The following is a 20,046-nucleotide window of genomic DNA, read 5'->3' as shown; positions in this document are numbered from 1 at the left end:
ATTCTTGCCGTTTCTCTTTTCATAAAGAAACAACATATCTATGACTAAAGAACAATTTATACGATCTCTGCAGGAGCGTATCCTGATACTGGATGGTGGTATGGGTACCATGATCCAGGGTTTCAAACTCAATGAACAGGATTATCGCGGCGACCGTTTTGCCGATTTCCCCGGACAACTGAAAGGGAACAACGACCTGTTGTGTATCACCCGTCCGGACGTGATCAAATCCATTCACCGGCAATACCTGGATGCCGGGGCCGATATTTTTGCCACCAACACATTCAATGCCAACGCGATCTCGATGGAAGATTACGCCATGCAGGAATATGTGCGCGAAATAAACCTGGCTGCCGGAAAGTTGGGACGCGAAGTGGCCGATGAGTTCATGGCGGAGCATCCCGGCAGGACTATTTTTGTTGCCGGCTCGATCGGTCCGACTAACAAGACCGCCTCCATGAGCCCAGATGTAAGCAACCCAGCTTACCGTGCCGTTACCTATAAAGATGTATATAAAGCATATAAGGAACAGGTGGAGGCCTTGATTGACGGTGGTGTCGATCTTATCCTTTTCGAGACGACCTTCGATACGCTGAATGTGAAAGCCGGACTCGAGGCAGCCGAAACAGTTTTGAAGGAAAAAGGCAAAGACCTGCCTATCATGTTGTCCCTGACGTTGTCGGCTCAGGGCGGACGCACGTTGTCCGGCCAGACGCTGGGTGCTTTCCTGGCATCGGTCCAGCATATCAACCTGGTCAGCATCGGCCTGAACTGCTCGTTCGGTGCGGCCGATATGAAGCCTTATCTGGCGGAACTGGCCAAACATGCCCCTTACTTTATCAGTGCCTATCCGAATGCCGGGTTGCCTAACAGTTTCGGTACATACGATGAGACACCCGAAAAGATGGCTGTCCATGTCAAACCGTTTATCGAAGAAGGGCTGGTAAATATTATCGGTGGCTGTTGCGGTACGACTCCGGCCCATATCGCCCAGTATCCGGCATTGGTAAAAGGAGCGATGCCGCATGTGCCGGCTTCGAAACCGGATTGCCTGTGGCTGTCGGGCCTCGAACTGCTGGAAGTAAAGAAAGAAAATAACTTTATCAATATCGGCGAACGTTGTAACGTGGCCGGCTCGCGCAAGTTCCTGCGTCTGATCAAAGAAGGAAACTATGAAGAGGCGCTGACTATTGCCCGCAAACAGGTGGAAGACGGTGCCCAGGTGATCGATATCAATATGGACGATGGAATGCTCGACGCGGTGAAGGAGATGACTACTTTCCTGAACCTGGTCGCTTCCGAGCCTGATATCGCCCGTGTCCCCGTCATGATCGATTCCTCCAAATGGGAAGTGATCGAAGAGGGACTGATGTGTGTGCAGGGAAAGAGTATTGTCAACTCGATCTCGTTGAAAGAAGGGGAGGAAGTCTTCCTGGCTCATGCCGCCCGTATCAAACAGTTGGGAGCTGCCGCCGTGGTGATGGCTTTCGATGAAAAAGGGCAGGCGGATACTTTCGAACGGAAAGCCGAAGTTTGCGGACGCGCTTACCGTCTCCTCCGGGAGAAAATAGATTTCGATCCGAATGGAATTATATTCGACCCGAATGTACTGGCAATCGCAACTGGGATGGAAGAACATAACGGATACGGACTCGATTTTATCCGTGCCGTCGAATGGATCAAACAGAACCTGCCGGGAGCGAAGGTGAGTGGCGGTATCAGTAACCTGTCGTTCTCATTCCGTGGAAATAATTATGTACGTGAGGCGATGCACTCCGTGTTCCTTTACCATGCTATCGGCAAGGGACTGGATATGGGGATCGTCAACCCGTCGTCTGCCGTACTGTATGAAGATATAGAACCTGAATTCCGCAATTTGCTGGAAGATGTGATCCTGTACCGTCGTCCCGAAGCGGCAGAGGAACTGATCACCTATGCCCAGAACCTGGTCGTTGAGAAACAGGGCGGAACGGAAGAAAAGCATGAAGCCTGGCGTGAACAACCGTTGAAGGAACGTCTTGAATATGCCCTGATAAAAGGTATCGGCGACCATCTGGAAGAAGACTTGCAGGAGGCGTTGAAGGAATATCCGCGTGCCGTGGATATTATCGACGGTCCGTTGATGAGCGGCATGAATAAGGTCGGCGAACTGTTCGGGGCCGGAAAGATGTTTCTGCCGCAAGTGGTGAAGACTGCCCGCACGATGAAAAAGGCAGTTGCTATCCTGCAACCGGCCATCGAGGCGCAGAAGTCCGCTTCCGGCTCGGCAAAAGCCGGAAAGGTGGTTTTTGCTACCGTAAAAGGCGATGTGCATGATATCGGAAAGAATATCGTTTCGATTGTCCTGGCCTGCAACAACTACGAAGTGATCGACCTGGGTGTGATGGTTCCTGCCGAAGTGATCGTGCAGACTGCCATGAAGGAGCAGCCCGACTTGGTTTGCCTGTCCGGCCTGATCACCCCTTCGCTGGAAGAGATGGTGCATGTGACGGATGAAATGCAGAAAGCCGGTCTGACCATACCTATTATGGTGGGCGGTGCGACAACCTCCAAATTGCATACGGCTATCAAGATCGCTCCTCATTACGACTATCCGGTGATCCATGTGCTCGATGCGTCGCAGAATCCGTTGATCGCAGCCAAGTTGTTGAATCCGGATACCCGTGATGCGTATATCGAAAACCTGAATAATGAATATGAAGCCTTGCGTGCTTCCATGGAAAAGAAAAAGGAAGTGCTGGTTTCATTGAGCGAAGCTCGTGCTAATCCTCAGCAGATAGATTGGAAGGGGTATACGCCGGTGGTTCCGAATCAGATGGGTATCCATGTATTGCCTTATATCCCGTTGGAGGAAATTATTCCGTATATACACTGGACATTCTTCTTTACCGCCTGGAAACTAAACGGCCGCTTTGCCGGTATCACCCAGATACACGGTTGCGACGCTTGTCGTGCTTCCTGGCTGGCCGATTTTCCGGAAGAGGACCGTGCCAAGGCTGCCGAAGCCATGCAACTGTATAAAGACGCCGCCAAACTGCTGGACCGCCTGGTGGAGATGAAGGCTGAATATTGCAAGGCCATTTACGGTTTCTTCCCGGCTAACAGCGATGGCGATACGATCCGGATGGGAGAGATCGCGATCCCGGTATTGCGTCAGCAGTCGAAAAAGGAGGAGGGCGTTTATAAATCGCTGGCCGATTATATCATGCCGGTGTCGGAAGGCCGTACCGATTATGCGGGGGCGTTTGTCGTAACGGCCGGTGTTGGTGCCGAAGACTTGAAGAATAAGCTGGAAGAAGAAGGGGACACCTACAATTCCATGTTGCTTCAGACATTGACGGACCGTCTGGCGGAAGCCCTGGCGGAATATCTCCATGAAAAAGTCCGCAAGGAATACTGGGGGTATGCTCCGGACGAAGCCTTGTCGATCCCTGACCTGTACAAAGTGAAATATCAGGGTATCCGTCCGGCAATCGGTTATCCTTCATTGCCCGACCAGTTGTTGAATTATACGCTGGACAACCTGCTCGATATGTCGCAGATCCATGTGAAACTGACGGAAAACGGCGCCATGTACCCGACAGCAACGGTAAGCGGTATCTATATCGCCCATCCCGACTCACAATACTTTATGATCGGCTCGATCGACGAAGAACAAATGAAAGAGTATGCTGGTCGTCGCAACCTGTCGGAAGCGGAGGCTAAAAAATTGTTGAATAAGAATATATCCTGAATAAAGAATAAAATTATTCCCATAATTATCTCTTAAACGAGGCTCGCCTCGTGCCGCAGGCTCTCTTTTGCCGTCAGTTTCAACCAACGGCAAAAGAGAGCCTGCGGCATTCGTGTTTTCCGATTGCTTTTTGTTATGTGGGTTTGAGTTTGAGTTTGTGATGGTTGGATATGGTGGCTTAATTAGAGGGGGGATACAAGAGTTTTTTATTCTATTATTTTATACAATAACCGATGTTTTGAAAGTGTTATTTTTTACAGTAAGATATTATGAAAATCATTACATTTTAAATGTGGTTTAATCCTTCTTTTATAACAGGTAGTAATTGCTTGTTATGCTATTTGGATAGTATGGTCTTTGATAAACAAGGTTTGTTTTTGGTGTTTTTAAGATGCTTCTATTTCTCTGAAGTTATTCTTTAAAAGAAATCTGTTATCTGTGAATTGGTCTTTTATGATTGTTTTATAATATATAAAAATTACAATAATATTTGGCGAGATAATAAAAAAGGCATAGATTTGTCGGCGTGTTGAAACGAACGTTTGGTCCGGTTATGATTTGACGGCAGACAACGCCCGTAAAATGCGTAGTGAAGAATTATTAATCTTAAAAAGCTAGTATTATGCAAAACAAATTAAGAGGATGGTTGACTGATAACAGTGTTACGTCAGACCCGAATGACCAGATTTTAGTGCTCGACCCTGCCGGAAATGTCGGCCTTACCGAAATTTATGCGGAAATGCGTTCGGAAGATACCGGACTTCGCGAAGAAACCCTCGTTCATGTAGTAACCCTTTTCCAACGCATGGTGGCTCGCTTCCTGATGAACGGCTACAATGTGAATACCGGCCTGTTCTATGCCGTGCCCCGTTTTACCGGAATAGTCGAAAAAGGGCTTTGGAATCCTCTGAAGAATGGTATTTATGTCTCTTTCATTCAGGATAAAGTCCTTCGTGAAGAGATTGCAAAAACCGAAGTCGTCATTAAAGGTGAAAAACCGGGCATGATGTATGTGCTTGAAACCGAAGACCGCAGCAATGGCCTGACCGACGGAAGCATGACACCGGGGCGAAATTTCGCTATTCGTGGTTCTTATCTTCGTGTGCTTGGCAACGATCCTTCTGTCGGCATCACTTTGCGCAATACGACGACCGACTCCATTACCAAAATTGAAAGCGATATGTTCGGGATTAACGATCCGTCCAAAATTATGTTTGTCGTTCCTGCCGACTTGGCAAACGGAAGCTACGAACTGACTATCACCACTCAATATATGAAAGGAAAAACCGGCGTACGTAAAACACCTAACTCCGTATCTATTCCTGTATTTGTCGGGCAACAGGGCGGAGGAGGCGACCGTCCGGAGATCGAGTAAGTACTATTTCCGGGTTTCCTGTCGGCGACGCCTCTGTCTTCCCACTGGCGACAGAGGCGTCGCCGTTGCGGAGACAGGACGGTCTCCGGTAGAGAGACCCTCCCTGGTCACCACACCGGTGACCTTTTTCCGTCATTATTAAACTAACTGATATATGAAAAAGAATTACTTCTATTGGGCAGCTTTGCTGGCACCGCTTTTGGTGGGCTGTACGAATGACGAAGTGAAAGATGATAAGGGTGACCCGCAACCCGAAAAAGATACCTATACCTCGGTCTGCATCAAGTTGCCGACGGTGAGTTCTGAAACAAAGGCAGAACTGGGTTACGATGCCGGAGAGAAAGGCGAATATAAAGTGTCTGACCTGACGCTTCTTTTCTTTCGTGCTCCTGAAGGACAGGAGGAAAGTGCTACTGCTGAAGATGATTTTGTATTATCGGAAGTCGTTTCTACCAAAGCAGAACTGAGTACGGGAACTGTTTTGCCCGGAACGATTTTACCGGATAATAGTGCAGATGGTGATGCCGGAGCTACTACTAAAACGTTAAGTACCGGCCCTATTCCAATCAGCAGTAATTCCGTACGTGTATTGGCTTTGCTCAATGTGGGACCTACCGAAGGAATAGCGAAGGAACTTCTGAAGCTGGGAAGTCCTTTTAGTACCATTAATAATGCGCTTCCTATTCCCGGAGGCGATCTGGAAGGGCTTTTAGGTACGGCCCATGACTGTTTTCTGATGACTTCCGCTCCCGTTTATAGCGATTCGGATATGAAGACCTTAACGAAATGTGTTACAAGTAGCAATGAAGTAACAGCAGGAAGTAAACCTACGACTATTAGTGTAGAAAGAGTAGTTGCCAAGGTGAGCCTGAAAGCTGGTGATAATTATATGGCGGATGCTGATACCGGTACAAAGTATTTTACAGTGGGAAACGATCTCAGCCATGCAGGCGATAAGATAACCATCCTGGGGTGGACGCTCGGTAATACCAATACGAAGGCTTTCCCTTTTCGCAAGGTTGAAACGAATTGGTCGACTATCAGTCCTTTATGGGAGAATGCGATTTGTCCTTCTAAAGTGAATCCTGCACGTATCTATTGGGCAGTCGATCCCAATTATGACCGGACTGTTGCCGAATCTCAATTCTCGACTCCAACATCTGTAAAGGATGATGCCGGTTGGACTGATGCCGCTGAATATTGCCTGGAAAATACCTGTGATTATAATTGGATGTATAAATCCCAGGTAACCCGTCTGATTGTCAAGGCTAAGTATATTCCGGATAAGACGAAGGTGACAACGGGAGGTAATAATACGATGGATGATGATGAAACCTGGTGGTCGTTCACTACAGTGGCTGAACATTATTCGGCAAAGAATATGTATCTGAAAATTATAAAGTGGGCACATGATAATTTGAATAAAGATAATGATATGCCGGATGCTCCAACTAATGGAGATGGCATTACAACTGATGATTCCAAGGAAACTTCGACAGGAATATTAACAGGTACTTCTTCTGATAATAAATGGAAGATCACTTTGAAGTCCGATGGTCATTTACATTATAAATTGGATAAAGTATCTTATCAAAAAACAGACGATTTTGGTACAACCGATCTTTCCGGAGCCTCCCTGGACGCTTTCCATTCCAGCATGGGAAGAATCCAGAAATACGACAAAGGCGTCTGTTACTACGAAATCTTTGTCCGTCATTTTACGGATGAGGAGGGTGGTTATGCACCGGCTGACGGTACTCCCTGGGTAAAAGAAGGCGAGTATGCACAGGTCCAACTCGGCCGTTACGGCGTGGTAAGAAATAACTGGTACACCGTAACCATCAACTCGATCAAAGAACCGGGCGAACCGACAATCCCCGACGATCCGGAGGAACCCGTCGATACCGAAACTGCCTATATCAATTGCAGTATCGAAATCTCTGCATGGGCGAAAAGAGACCATAGTATCGACTTGTAAAGTCCGGATTGTATGACTGAACCTGTTCGTATATGGCGATTGCTGGTAGCCTGGCTGGTATGCCTGCCGGTCTTTACCTCCTGCATCCATGACGATCTGGCGGGATGCCCGCAGGCCTACTCCGTTTGTTTTCGTTACGATTACAACATGGGGTTCACCGACCGGTTTGCCGGTGAGGTCGACAGCCTTTCCGTTTATGTCTTCGATGCCGGCGGGAAGTACCTCCGCACGTTCAGCGACGGAGGAGAAGCCTTGCGCAAACCCGGTTACCGTCTGCCTCTACCGCTCGCCCCCGGTAAATACCGGTTGGTCGCGTGGGCTGGATTGAAAGAGGGATGCTTCGAACCTTCCGGCATGCAAGCGGGTGTTTCCGTACCGGAAGACCTGGTGGTCACCCTGCGATGCGATGGCGACGGCGAAGTTCCCCGCGACAAACCCCTTTCCCCGCTTTGGCAGGCGATGCAGGAAACGGTCACCGTCCCTCAGCCGGGTACGGAACAGACCGATACGCTCCGACTTATCAAGGATACGAATATTCTGCGTGTCATCCTTCAACGGCGTGACGGAGCGATCCTACATGCAGCCGATTACGATTTTAGCATACTATGCCCGCATGGCAACGGACGGCTGGCTTACGACAATACGTTGCTCGACTGCCACCCCCTGGTTTACCGCCCTTACCTGCAAACGGAAGGGACGGACGGCGAGGGGTCCGGCGGTGCGGAGGCGGTTTCGAATGTGATAGCCGAACTGTCCCTCTCGCGCCTGATGGAAAACGATGCCATGCGGTTGCATATTACCAATGCTTCCGGTGATATGACCTTGGTCGATATTCCGCTGGTGGAGTACCTTCTGATGACCGGCAGGGAACAGGACGGCAGGATAAAGTCTGACCAGGAATACCTCGACCGGCAGGATTTCTATACCATCACCCTTTACCTGAAAGGTGAACCGGGCGAGGAACAATGGTTTGACGGGTTGATCATTATTAACGGCTGGGCTTTACGCCCCGGCTCTGTGGATTTATAAGAAATGAAAGGAATATCCCGACATATGATTGCTGTTTTGTTGCTGGCAGGGTTGGCGTATCTCCTGTCCGGCTGCTCCAATGAGGTGCTTATCGGGGAGAAAGGCGGGAAAGACGATTCCGACGATGGTAAGGTGATGTTGGCCATGACGGTACGTGCCACCCCGCTTTCAGTCTCCGGCGATACCGATGCCGGATCGGAAGAGGAAAGGGCGATCCGTTCGCTTTATGTCTTTGTCTTCAACATCGGTGCCAGCCAGTATTGCGAAGCGGAAAGGTTCAGTGTGTACGATATGGCAGAGGCAGGAGGAAAATATACCTTTAAGATGGAAGTCACTCCCGGCTATAAACGTTTTTATCTGGTCGCCAATCCCGGGATCGATTTACGGACAAATCTTGCCAGCTATACTCAAGCGGAACTGCAGGATTTGCGTACGATGGTGCTGAATGACCATCAGGATGGTTATAGTTATCAACACTTGGAGGATGGCTTGAAATCGGACCAGATCATGACTGCCCTCAAAGATGGGAAAGGAATACCTATGTCGGTGAGTGTGACAGGACGGATAAGCCTGAATAAAACCAAAGCTGGTTCTGAGGGAATTGCGCAGGGCAATTTGGTATTGGATGACGGGTCTGATATTTTCAGCCTTGTCCGCGCTGTTGCTAAAGTCCGCCTGATCTGCCGGGTGAAGAATGAACTCCCAAGTAATAATTTAAATCTGGATGTGTTTGAGATAAAACAGGCAAACAAACAATCCTTTCTGTTCTCCAAATATGTCGTGACGGATGGCAGGTGGACGATCGATTATCCTTCCATGACGGAAGCGGCTGTTTTAACGAGGACTGTCGGATATGTGTGTGGCAAACAAGAAAATTTTTTGGAAGACTGGAAGGAGTTTGATCGGGGAACGCATTATTTGTATGAGAACTATTTTGGCCCTACTTTGCCGGGCGATACGAAGGAAGGGTTGATCGATGAGACGAAGTATAGCCGGATACATGTCGTTTTGAGTGACGGACGCGATAAAACTTTTGCTTTGCCCTATTTAAAACGGAATGACTATCTGACGGTTCGGATCAATATGAGTGCTTCCGACATTATCTGCGATATAAAGCCGTGGGAAAAAGAAGACATTTATCCTGATTATACTGATACGACAAACTGAGGTGAATATGAAATATCAGATACTGCATAGAACAATTTTTTGGCTGGCTGCTTTATCGCTGGTCATCGGATGTACAAAGGAGTTACCCGTTGATGAAGAACTCCCTGACGAGGGTAAATTTACGCGAATTGTGCTCAGTCCTTCCAGCTTTGCGAAGGCTGGCGATCCACATGCTCCGACAACAGGGAATGAGGATGGTATAAAATCGCTCGATGTTTACGGAATCGTCCGGGGAAGTAATTCTATTGTTAATATATTCCATGCTCCGGGTGTCGATCCGCTGGGAACCGGGCAAGTTTGGGGGGAGATCAAAGGAGATACAGCTGTTATCATGAGTTCACTCTTTGAGAGTAATATGAGAGGAGATGAAATTAAATATGTGAATATATATGCCATTGCAAATATAAAGCAGTTAGAATCTGCCTATACTGGTATTTTTAGCTCTTTTGATAAGTATAATAGCCAGATAGCTACTGCGGTACAAAAATATTTGCGGAACCGTCAACCGATCGGCCAGAACGTTGAAGATATATTAAAGAACCTGGTCGTAAAAGTCAATGGCCTTTCGACAGCCCTCGACTATCCGGTTATGGCGCAGTCGATGAAAGTGGAAGGCGGCGTATCCTTTCTTCATATGCCGTTGGAACGGCTTTATAGTCGCATCGGTTTTTCCTTCCTGTTTACCGGCAATTCCGGTGACAAGATTAAAATCGACCGGATTACCATCGATAAGACAAGTAGCCAGAGTTATTTGTTTCTGGAAGAGAATGAGGCGGGCAAAACACCTTCGGAGTCTCTTGTATGGTCTGCCGACACCAATGGTCCGGGAGCGTTTAAAGATGCTGAAGGCGGAAGTTATACGAATGGGGAACAACCTATAGGAGGTGCCCTCGTCACCTTTTATGCAGAATCATCCAGTGTGGCCCCTCTCTATTTCCGTACCTGCCAGTATCTTTGTGACGATGAAACGGAGGCGCCTTCCATCACCCTCGACATTACCGTAACCGGTAATGGAAGTACAAAAGCACGTACACTGACCGCGCCCCTGTACAGCTCAGGGGGGATAGGAGGTAAAAAGCATTATGGTTTCCTGCGGAACCATTCCTATCAGGTAATTTCTACGATCAACACCAGTGCGCTTCAACTGGAAGACGTGACGGTTGAGATGCGCGATTGGAACGACCGTCCCTCGGTCGATATTCCCGAATTCAAATGAGTATTACGTAAATATCAGGCTATGAAATACAAAGATATCCCAGTTTGGTCGATTATACTTTCCTTCTTTTTCATCTTTGCCTCGTGCCGTGATGAGATGGCCGGTAAAAGTGGTGTCCTGGAAGTGGAAGAAGGGATTCCCGGCACGCTGACCCTGTCGGTCACTTCCGGCAATCCCGCCCTGCATGTGGTTACACGGGCTTCGGAAGAGGAAGAGAAACATATCTCATCGCTCTATGTCTTTATTCTGGATATGACTTCGACAGGTGGTCCGGCGACTCATCCGGTCCTGTCGAGAAAATGGTTTCCTGATACGCAGAGTTTCCCGCGTGATGTTTCCGGGAATATACAGGTCGGTATTCCTGCTGTCTCCTGCAACTCTGTTCGGATATTCGCCGTTGCCAATCTGAATACGGCTAACCAGTTGTCGAACAACAAAGAGATGTTGGAGGCTTTTCACAATGCAGCCAATGAAGCTGAACTGGAAAGTATAACGGCTCGGTTGGATGTGTTTAAGACGGCAACGGATGCGGAGCCGGAGAGTGGGAGGAGCTTGGCGCTGGTCGATCGGTTGCAGGGCAGTTTGCTTTCTGCCGGACATTACTCTTCTTCGCCGGATTATTCTCCTTATGCGATTGCAGAACAGTTTGTACTGGATAGTGATGTCGCAACAGGCCGCTTAATAATGAAGAAAACTACGGGTGAGACTGTAAATGGGGCCATCCGGCTTCATCATCTGGATGCCCGGTTTAATTTCGTTGTGAAACTGGCGGACAGATTGCCGTCGGGCGCTTATTTCAAACTGAAATCATGGAAGGTGAAAAACCTACATATGCGGTCGTTTGTGCATTGGCAGCAGGATAGCCCCTGTTCTTCGGGAACAGAAGAGTTAGGAGGAACTACCGATATGAATGGTAATTATATCGACGAAACCTCTTCCGATGGCAAAGTAACAAGTAGCTTTACCTTTTATACGTTTGAAAACCGGCATGCTCCGGCTGCCCCTTTCACGAGTGTCGATAAGGTGAAAACAGCGATGGAGGCCGAAGGATTGTCGTGGAACGAAGATTCCGGCTTTACTTCCGATCAAGCATATATGTTACGTGAAAAGAAAAATCCGGACGGCAATTTTAAATATGCACCCGGTAATGCCGCCTATGTCGTTTTGAAGGGTGAATATTACAATCCGGCGGAAAAGGTGCTGGGAGGTATTACGCAGCAATGTTCGGCAACTGTAACCTATCTCATCCATCTGGGATATATCGGGGAAGGGAATATGGAAAAATCAATGGCAGGCAGTTCTTCGGAACAGCGGGAGTTGGATAAACTGAACGACTACCGTATTTTGCGTAATTCGAATTATACTTATACGGTTACAGTCGGCGGAGTGGATAATATCCGGGTCGAGGCGGAGGCTGGTGGCGTTGAGAACCAACCCGCTGCCGAAGGGAATGTAGTCGATTCGGACTTCGATTTCCAGGCGGATGCACATTATGAACAGCGGCTGGTTAAGCTGAATCTCAAGAGTGTGGTTGCGCGAATGAACCAGACCGGTGCCGGTTATTCTTATACAGTGAATACTCCTTTTACTTCCGGTCCGGTATCGGTGACGCTTCAGGATGACGGAGGCAGCGACCGGTCGATCATGCTGGATGACGGATGGGTACATTTTGCTTATCTGGGAAACGATATTTACGGAGGACTGTCGGAGACGCTGCACCGGCGGATAGAGGAAACCGGCGGGTACGGCTTGCCTTATACTTATACGTATGACCTGGAGCCGGGGGAAAGCTCGGTCAGTAATCCGGTACAGCTATGGGGACCTGTCGCTCTATTGCAACACCTGAAGTCGTGGATTAATATCTATAACGCGGAGTTAGCAAAAGGGAAAAAGATCGAGGGGCGTGAGGAAGATCCTTATATCGTGCTCGACGGAGGTGCTTATTTTTACCTCTACCGCTATTTCACAGTCTATGTCGATGAATATTATTATATCCAGGACCCGGTGACCGGAACGACTTCGAATACATTTTGGATGAGATTCTGTAATGCAGCCGACCGTACGATGAGTGTTTTTCAGGGAATGGATACGAGTGCCGATGGTCACAGTAGCTACACCCGTTCGGGCATGAATATCCGGCAACGTTCCATCCAGACCTTATATTCGCCGGGACAAAGCGGGCAACAACTGACCTACAAGGCTTTCGGTATCGAACATACGGACGAGTATGGAGGAAACTATAACATAACGTCTGACGCGCCTATGCTTTCCGCTTCTTCCACCTCTGCCGACGGGCTCGATAATACCTGTCGAGGACTTTGGGATAACAAAGTTCTAGTGATTGAAGCCCTTGGTGAGTTTACCTGGAAAGGCGGGAACGGAATCTTTCCGGTGACCGATCGGACGTCCGATAGTGGTGCAGGGTGGCCTATGGCGCGAAGCAGTCGCTATGTCAATGTCGCTGCACTTTCACGCAACAGAGACAACAATCGCAATGGCCTGATCGACCTGGATGAGATTGTATGGTATGTGCCGGCTAAAGAACAGATGATGCACCTCTATGTTGGTACTTTCCTGATGGATGACCCGCTTTATCAGGCCCGTTTGCAGAAGGGGGATAATCTGTGTTATGCAACCAGCACTTTCGACGCATCGAAGGGACTGGCTATCCTGGTAGCCAATAAGGGAGCTGCGATCGACTGGATGAAAGACGGCTCATTCAGTGAGACGGACAGGAAGAATTGCTATATCCGGTGCGCTCGCAATCTGGGTACTCCGCCGGTGATGCAGGCACATGCACCTTATACCGGCACCGGCTATGCACATGAAGGTTTGGCGTTCGTCTCTCCGGCACCGGGTAGTACGGGTGTAAATTATATAATTACATATAATAAGCTAAGTACTACGGCACTGCGTTCGTATATCGGTGTCGGTTCATTGGGAAGTCATACACAGTTCCAGGCGGCCGCCCGTCCGTATCGTAGTTTTATCACGGCAAAACAATTACTTTACGGGGCAGGTAACTCTCCTGTCACTTGGAACGAGGCCCGTAACTTATGTTACAATTATTCGGAACAGACCGATCGCTCGGACAAAGGGACCTGGCGTTTGCCTAATTCCTGTGAGGCGATGGCTATGTTGTTTAAGTTTACGGATAATTTGTGGGATAAGACTGTCGGTCGGGTCATGTGGTCGTGTACCCGGTATAGTGGAAGCGCATTGTCTGTCGAGTATATTGGAGTGGAGTATGATAAGCAGGAGATAGTATGTGCGCCGGGAACGGATGTCGTAGGTTATGCCAGATGTGTGCGTGATAATAATGATGAATAAAGTCTATTATTTTGTATAATATCGGACAGTGTCTCGCAAAAACATCTATCTTTGGAAATCAATAGCTATAGGTGGGTTTATGAGGAAGAAATGCATATATGTAAGAGGGTTTTTTATTATCGTTAATCTGATCTTGTTGAGTGGATTTGATTACTGTTTGGGTATGAATAGTTTTGAAAATCAAAAGAAATCAGGTCAGGATAGTTTGTTGTCCGTTCTTCGGAATACAACGGATGTGAAAGTGAAACTAAAGTCATTGCTCGGGTTGTCTCGGCTGAACTGGGAAACGCCGGAAGAAGTCGGTTATCTGCAACAACTCATGGAAACGGCGGCTCCGGTCGATTCTATGAATCATTATTATTATGCCCTTTCCGGATTGGGACGTTATTATTGCAACCTGAATAAACTGGATAGCCTGCTATATTGGGGAGGGATATTCGATTCGGTAACGAAGGTTCGCAAGGAAACTCCTCATGAGGCGTTTGATTTCCTGAATTATTATTGTCGTTATTACCTGAATAATGAAGAATACGAGTTGGCGATGAATGAAGCCGTGCGTCTTCAGATGCTGTCGGATGAGACCGGTAATTTGCAAGGAACTATCTCGAGTAATGAATACTTGGGATTGATTTATATCATGATCGGTCGCGACCGGGATGCTGCGACCGCTCTTGAAAAAGGGATGAGCTTGCTGAAAGAGTCCGGGGGGCAACCTGATTATGAAATGCAACTGACGCCCTTCCTCTTGATTGCTTACCTGAGGCTTAATGAATTGGAGAAAATGAGGTCGCTCCTTGTTTATTATGAGTCTGTAATACATATGATGGAGAGTGAACAACCAGCTAAATGGATGAATTATCCGTTCCGGCAGAAGTATTGTTTCTTGTATTCCTATTATACGAACTTATATATTGCAGAAGATAAACCGAAAGAGGCGAAGAAGGCTATGCAACAGGCGTCTTCTTATGTGGACGATACGAACAGGAATGACCCTTTTCTGATCTCGGTATACAACCTGGCGATGGCCCGGTATTATTTTTATGTGAAAAAGTATCCCGAGGCGATCCGTGAAATAGATAAAGTATTGTCTGTCGATTATTCTACCGAACCTCTTAAATTGAAGGCTGAGATACTGAAAGCGGCCGGAAAGAAAGAGGAGGCGCTGGTCTTTTACGATCAACTGCTGACGTTTGTAGAACAGATAAATGTTAAGGCTTTCACCCGCCAGCTAAACCAGCTCCGTACACTGCATGATCTGAATGAACAGAAAATACAGGAGCAACGCCTGGTTTACCAGAAGGAACAGTTATCTCAAAAGCAAACCCAACTGACTGTCTCGCTTGTCTTTTTCGGTGTGCTGTTGTTGCTGTTCTCTTTTTTACTTCGTTACGTTTACCATGTCCGCAAACTGAAGGATGACTTGCAAAAGGAACGCGGGGTATTGATCGATACGACCGATAAACTGCGTATAGCCAAAGAACAGGCGGAGGAATCCAACCGGCTGAAGTCTGCGTTTGTCGCCAACATCAGCCATGAGATACGGACGCCGTTGAATGCGATCGTCGGCTTTTCCGGTTTGCTGGAAGATGCGGACGAGGAAGAAAGGAAAGAGTTTATCCGGATCATCAATAATAATTCGGACTTGTTGCTCGACCTGGTAAATGACGTTCTCGACCTATCGCGTCTGGAATCGGGGTCTTATAATCTGAACCTCAAAGAGTGCAATATTTATGCATGTTGTAAGGATGTTGAAAAGAGTGTGCAGCAGAAAATACAGCCGGGTGTAAACTTGACTCTGACCTGTTCGGAAAAGGATTTTGTCATGAAGACCGACATACTTCGTTTGCAGCAATTATTGCTGAACCTGTTGACCAATGCCGCCAAATTCACCGCTCAGGGAGAGATCAACCTCGATTATCAGGTCGACAAAGAGAAGATGCAAGTTATTTTCTCTGTCACGGACACCGGTTGCGGTGTACCTCCCGACAAACAGGAAAGCATCTTCAATCGTTTCGAAAAGGTGGATGAATTCAAGCAGGGAGCCGGTCTGGGCCTGCCTATTTGTCGTACGATCGCCGGACTTTTCGGTGGCACGCTAACTGTCGATCCTGCTTATACCGGCGGGGCACGGTTTATATTTGTGCATCCTATCTAACTGTCCAGTTTTCGATGAAAATTCCAGGCAGTCTTTCCAGATGTTTTATGTTGTCTGTAACCAGGATTAAGTTGTTATGAATAGCTGCACATCCTATTAAGATATCAAAATCATCAATTAATGTTCCTTTTCTTTTCAAATTAGCTTTGATATCCCCAAATAAAGGTAATGTTCCTGAAACGGAAATTACTTTGAAACGGTCTACTATAAAGGCAACATCTTTTAAACGTTCTTTTTTATTGTCACTGAATGATGCACCAAAATAGAGTTCTCCTAAAGTTATTTCAGATACATAACAATTTTCAGCTTTGGCTTTTAATATCGCCTCGCGAACACCATATTTGTTCTTAAGCATAGATATGCAGATATTGGTGTCTAACAGATAACCTTTAGTTTTCATTAAAATTCGTCTATTATTCGAGTTTGGTTACTGGTTCTGCTTTCTCTGATTTTCCGGACTTCATCTTCAACAGAAGTATCATCTTCCCAAGCTCCTGATAATGCACTGAAGAAATCGGAAGATTTGGATGAGGTTTTTTTTGAATATGTATGCGTGTCTTTTAAAGATTCAGACAATTTGCTGATTAAGTCTAATTTTATATCCGGACTTAATGGAGCCAACAGTTTCATATACCAATCTACGGGATTTAATGCCTGTTCCATAAAGTTTCTCCTTTCTTTTTTACAAAGATAGCTCGTTTGTTTTAAAGTGGCGGTATATTTAAGTTGTTTTTTGTTTTAAAGTGATGGTAAATGGGGAAATCAACTCGGTATAAATTCATAATCCGTTTGGAGAGTGAATAGGATTATCTATCTTTGTTTGCATGATGAATGTAAAGAATGTGATTCAAAATATACGTTTGCGCTGGGTGGTACTGGCGGTCTTGCTGGTATTTATCCGGACGACTATGTCTTTTCCTGTGATGGGAGAGTGGTATGCCCGTACGGTCTATCCGGTATTTTCGGCGGTGTTGTCCCGTTTTTCTTCTCTTTTCCCCTTTTCAATCGGTGATTGCTTTATTTACGGCAGTATTGCCGGACTGGTAATATACCTGGTTTATGCGATTGTGAAACGGCGTCCGTGGCTGAGAACCATCGGACGGATGGCGGAATTTTTGCTTTGGGTATATGTCTGGTTCTATATGGCCTGGGGAATGAATTATTTCAGGATGAATTTCTATGCCCGGGCGGAAGTCCCTTATGCAGCCTATTCGGAGGATAACTTCCGTTCGTTTCTGACCGACTATACGGAGGCGTTGAATGCGTCTTTTGTTCCTGTCGGGAAGATCGACGAGGCTATCGTGGCGAAGGAAGTAGAGAAAAGCTACCGGGAAATAGCAGGACGTTTCGGCTTGGTCCCGCCTGCAACTTACCTGCATCCGAAACCGATGTTGGTCCCGGCCCTGATGAGCGGTGTAGGCGTACTGGGATATATGGGGCCGTTCTTTACTGAATACAATCTGAATCCGGATCTGCTTCCGGTTCAGTATCCTTTCACCTATGCGCATGAAATGGCGCACGTACTGGGTATTTCCAATGAGGCGGAGGCAAACCTGTACGGCTTTCTGGTATGTTCACGTTCCGAAGTCCCGGAAATACGTTTCTCTGCTTATTTCGGTTTGCTGCCTTATGTGCTGGGTAATGCGTACCAGTTGTTGCCGGAAGAGGAGTTTAACCGTTGGAAAGAAACGATCTCTCCGGATGTGAAAGATGCCTACAACCGTAAAGTGGCTTACTGGCAAACGTTGTATAGCCCGACAATCGGTGATATACAGGATACGGTCTACAACTGGTTCTTGAAAGGAAACAACATTCCTTCCGGCCGTCAGAATTATTCGGAAGTGGTCGCTCTTTTAATGGCTCTGGATGCTTCCTCACGAGAAAAATGATCGCGTAACAAGCCAACAGAAATAAATACCTAACGGTAGATATGGATTAAAATAATTCTCTACTTTTGCATATATCAATTATGTAGCAAATATCTAAAACTAATAAGATGAAAAATCAAAGACTGGGATGTGTATTGGCTGGTATAGCTATCTTTGGGTTAACGGGTTGTTCGCCGGAATCGATAACCCTTGAAGGTAAAGTTTCGAATCTTTCCGGTAATACGATTGTTTATCGGCCGACAATGGATGGTATATACAATGCGACACAAAGGGATACCTTGTTTCTGCAAGCCGACAGTACGTATCGTATCACTCTTCTGTCTAAAGGAAATGAGAAGATATCTTTCTATATTTATGGGCAAAAATACCTGGGAACGGTTTATGCTGAACCGGGAAAGAATGTACTCGATATCGACGCATCCCTCGAAAATAACCTGAGTATTGAAAATACGTTGGTAAAAGAAAATGAAATAGTAAAAGAACTTTCCCGTTTACAGGAAGAAGTCTTTAATTTGAGAGCACGAAGAGGCGATGCTTTCCAGGTAGCAAAGGATACAGTAGCCTCTTCCGTCTATCAGAAACTGACGGATTATGCGTCGGGAATAGAGCAAAAGATTACAGGGGTGGATGATGTATTCAAAAAGAGGGCGATACAAGACGTTCGTATGCAGATGTTGCTGGCCTTTATGAACCAATATTTTGGCATTAACTATCAGGGTACGGAAGAAACAAAGAAAGAGTGGGAGGCCGTCTATCCGGAAATGTTGGCATATGCGGATATCAGTCAGCCGGAGAATGTCTTTTCCGAAGCATTTGCTGATGTGATATCCAATGTAGCCGGTATAGAACTTTACATGAAAACAAAACAGCAGCCTAAAGACCGGAATGAAGGTAAACAGAAACTTTTCGACTGGTATAAAAGCAACCTGAAAGGGCGTGTACAGGAAGTCGCCATGGCTAACGTGATCCTTGAAGACGCATCGAACGAGAGTTATTCAACGGGGATACCGGCTTTATACGAACAGTTTAAAGAATTACATCCGGGTAGCACGCTGACTCCGGCATTGGAAAAAGCGATACAGAAAAATATCGCATTCAACAATCAGGAGCTTCCCGAAGACATTCATATACTGAACACCGATAGTGTGCGTTCCTTTAAAGAGATAACCGACCGATATGCCGGCAAAGTTATTTTTATCGATATCTGGGCTACCTGGTGCGGTCCTTGTCGTGAGTCTTTTGCCCATGTGAAACCTTTGCAACAATATGCGAAAGAGAATGACATCGTATTGTTGTATGTTTCTATCGACCGTCCGACCGATGCCGCTTTGTGGAAGAAGATGGCCGGGTATTATAATCTGAAGGGTGACCACGTTATTATTAATGAGTTTTTCAAGATGGATATCTACAATACATTCGGAAATAACGGTGCCTTATACATACCTCATTGCGCTATTATCAATAAGAAGGGAGAGTTGCAATTCAAGAAAGCAGCCAGCCCGGAAGATATGGATAAACTGGCGGAACAGTTACGGGAAGCCGGTGAATGATTCTGAAATCTAACCTTACAATTCAGTAAGCCTTTAAGAAAGCAGGTTTTTGGGGAGTAATAAGAAGATGATCGGTAGATAATCTTTTAAACTGACCCGTAACTGTTTTAAGGCTTGCTGGATACGGTAATTTACCGTCTGGGTGGAAACTTGCAGGATTTCGGCAATCTCTTTATAACTTTTATTTTCAAAGCGATGCATTACAAATGCCTCCCGGTAACTGGGCGGTAAGGCATGTATTGCCTCGATGATATGCTTTTTCAGTTCTTCCGTTTGATAGAAATCGGTATCCTGTAGCATTTCCAGCATATATTCGTAGAAACGCGTTTCTGCCCGCAGTTGTGACTGTTGGCGGGTAAGTTGATTGATGCATCTGTGGTAGACTGCCTTGTACAGGTATTGGCAGAAGGAGGTATTGAAGGTTTGTATTTCCCGATTTTCCCATAACCATAACATGACATCCTGCACGATCTCTTCGGCATCTTCCAGACTGACAAATCGATTTGCATACGTACATAACATCGGATAGTATCTTCTGAATAAGGTACCATAAGCCTTTTTATCCCCATGTTGCATGGCTGATAACAGAAATGAATCATCTATCGCTTGTGAGGTATTTTTCAT

The 20,046-nt window shown here is 46.6% G+C and carries 13 protein-coding genes; 10 read left to right on the top strand and 3 right to left on the bottom strand.

Annotation, left to right across the window (positions count from 1 at the left end):
* Positions 1-40: 40 nt before the first annotated feature.
* From metH to K6V26_RS15770, 8 genes are all read left to right on the top strand, one after another.
* Positions 41-3,733 (top strand): methionine synthase, encoded by a 3,693-nt coding sequence (gene metH, locus K6V26_RS15805; protein WP_224263259.1) that lies wholly within the window; start codon positions 41-43, stop codon positions 3,731-3,733.
* A gap of 622 nt (positions 3,734-4,355) precedes the next feature.
* The gene (locus tag K6V26_RS15800) at positions 4,356-5,108 is read left to right on the top strand and encodes a DNA-binding domain-containing protein (protein ID WP_007657457.1); all 753 of its coding nucleotides are present in this window, start codon (positions 4,356-4,358) and stop codon (positions 5,106-5,108) included.
* 154 nt (positions 5,109-5,262) lie between these two features.
* Entirely contained in the window at positions 5,263-7,086 is a 1,824-nt protein-coding gene (locus K6V26_RS15795) for an Mfa1 family fimbria major subunit (protein WP_224263258.1), read from the top strand.
* 12 nt (positions 7,087-7,098) lie between these two features.
* Positions 7,099-8,115, top strand: coding sequence for a FimB/Mfa2 family fimbrial subunit (locus tag K6V26_RS15790; protein ID WP_224263257.1), 1,017 nt, complete (start codon positions 7,099-7,101; stop codon positions 8,113-8,115).
* A 3-nt stretch (positions 8,116-8,118) separates the two neighbouring features.
* Positions 8,119-9,282, top strand: coding sequence for a fimbrial protein (locus K6V26_RS15785; protein WP_224263256.1), 1,164 nt, complete (start codon positions 8,119-8,121; stop codon positions 9,280-9,282).
* A 7-nt stretch (positions 9,283-9,289) separates the two neighbouring features.
* A complete protein-coding gene (locus K6V26_RS15780; protein ID WP_224263255.1) occupies positions 9,290-10,498 on the top strand; it encodes a hypothetical protein in 1,209 nt (402 codons plus the stop codon).
* A 21-nt stretch (positions 10,499-10,519) separates the two neighbouring features.
* Entirely contained in the window at positions 10,520-13,828 is a 3,309-nt protein-coding gene (locus K6V26_RS15775) for a hypothetical protein (RefSeq protein WP_224263254.1), read from the top strand.
* A 163-nt stretch (positions 13,829-13,991) separates the two neighbouring features.
* The gene (locus tag K6V26_RS15770) at positions 13,992-15,983 is read left to right on the top strand and encodes a tetratricopeptide repeat-containing sensor histidine kinase (protein WP_224263253.1); all 1,992 of its coding nucleotides are present in this window, start codon (positions 13,992-13,994) and stop codon (positions 15,981-15,983) included.
* On the opposite strand, the gene K6V26_RS15765 is transcribed toward K6V26_RS15770, so the two are convergent.
* Together K6V26_RS15765 and K6V26_RS15760 are read right to left on the bottom strand one after the other, a co-directional pair.
* Positions 15,976-16,383, bottom strand: a complete 408-nt coding sequence (locus tag K6V26_RS15765) for a type II toxin-antitoxin system VapC family toxin (RefSeq protein ID WP_010802334.1) — start codon at positions 16,381-16,383, stop codon at positions 15,976-15,978. The genes K6V26_RS15770 and K6V26_RS15765 overlap by 8 nt on opposite strands.
* Positions 16,383-16,646, bottom strand: a complete 264-nt coding sequence (locus K6V26_RS15760) for a hypothetical protein (protein ID WP_007657482.1) — start codon at positions 16,644-16,646, stop codon at positions 16,383-16,385. Before K6V26_RS15760 ends, K6V26_RS15765 begins: the two co-directional genes overlap by 1 nt.
* Before the next feature lie 161 nt (positions 16,647-16,807).
* Here K6V26_RS15760 and K6V26_RS15755 point away from each other — a divergent pair, with 161 nt between their 5' ends.
* Together K6V26_RS15755 and K6V26_RS15750 are read left to right on the top strand one after the other, a co-directional pair.
* The gene (locus K6V26_RS15755; protein WP_224263252.1) at positions 16,808-17,872 is read left to right on the top strand and encodes a DUF3810 domain-containing protein; all 1,065 of its coding nucleotides are present in this window, start codon (positions 16,808-16,810) and stop codon (positions 17,870-17,872) included.
* A 107-nt stretch (positions 17,873-17,979) separates the two neighbouring features.
* The gene (locus K6V26_RS15750) at positions 17,980-19,422 is read left to right on the top strand and encodes a TlpA disulfide reductase family protein (RefSeq protein WP_224263251.1); all 1,443 of its coding nucleotides are present in this window, start codon (positions 17,980-17,982) and stop codon (positions 19,420-19,422) included.
* A 33-nt stretch (positions 19,423-19,455) separates the two neighbouring features.
* Here K6V26_RS15750 and K6V26_RS15745 read toward each other — a convergent pair whose 3' ends face one another.
* Entirely contained in the window at positions 19,456-20,046 is a 591-nt protein-coding gene (locus K6V26_RS15745) for an RNA polymerase sigma-70 factor (protein WP_129698893.1), read from the bottom strand.

It is taken from the genome of Parabacteroides goldsteinii (assembly GCF_020091425.1).
Taxonomy (GTDB): Bacteria; Bacteroidota; Bacteroidia; order Bacteroidales; family Tannerellaceae; genus Parabacteroides; species Parabacteroides goldsteinii.
This window is presented reverse-complemented; position numbering and strand designations above follow the sequence as displayed.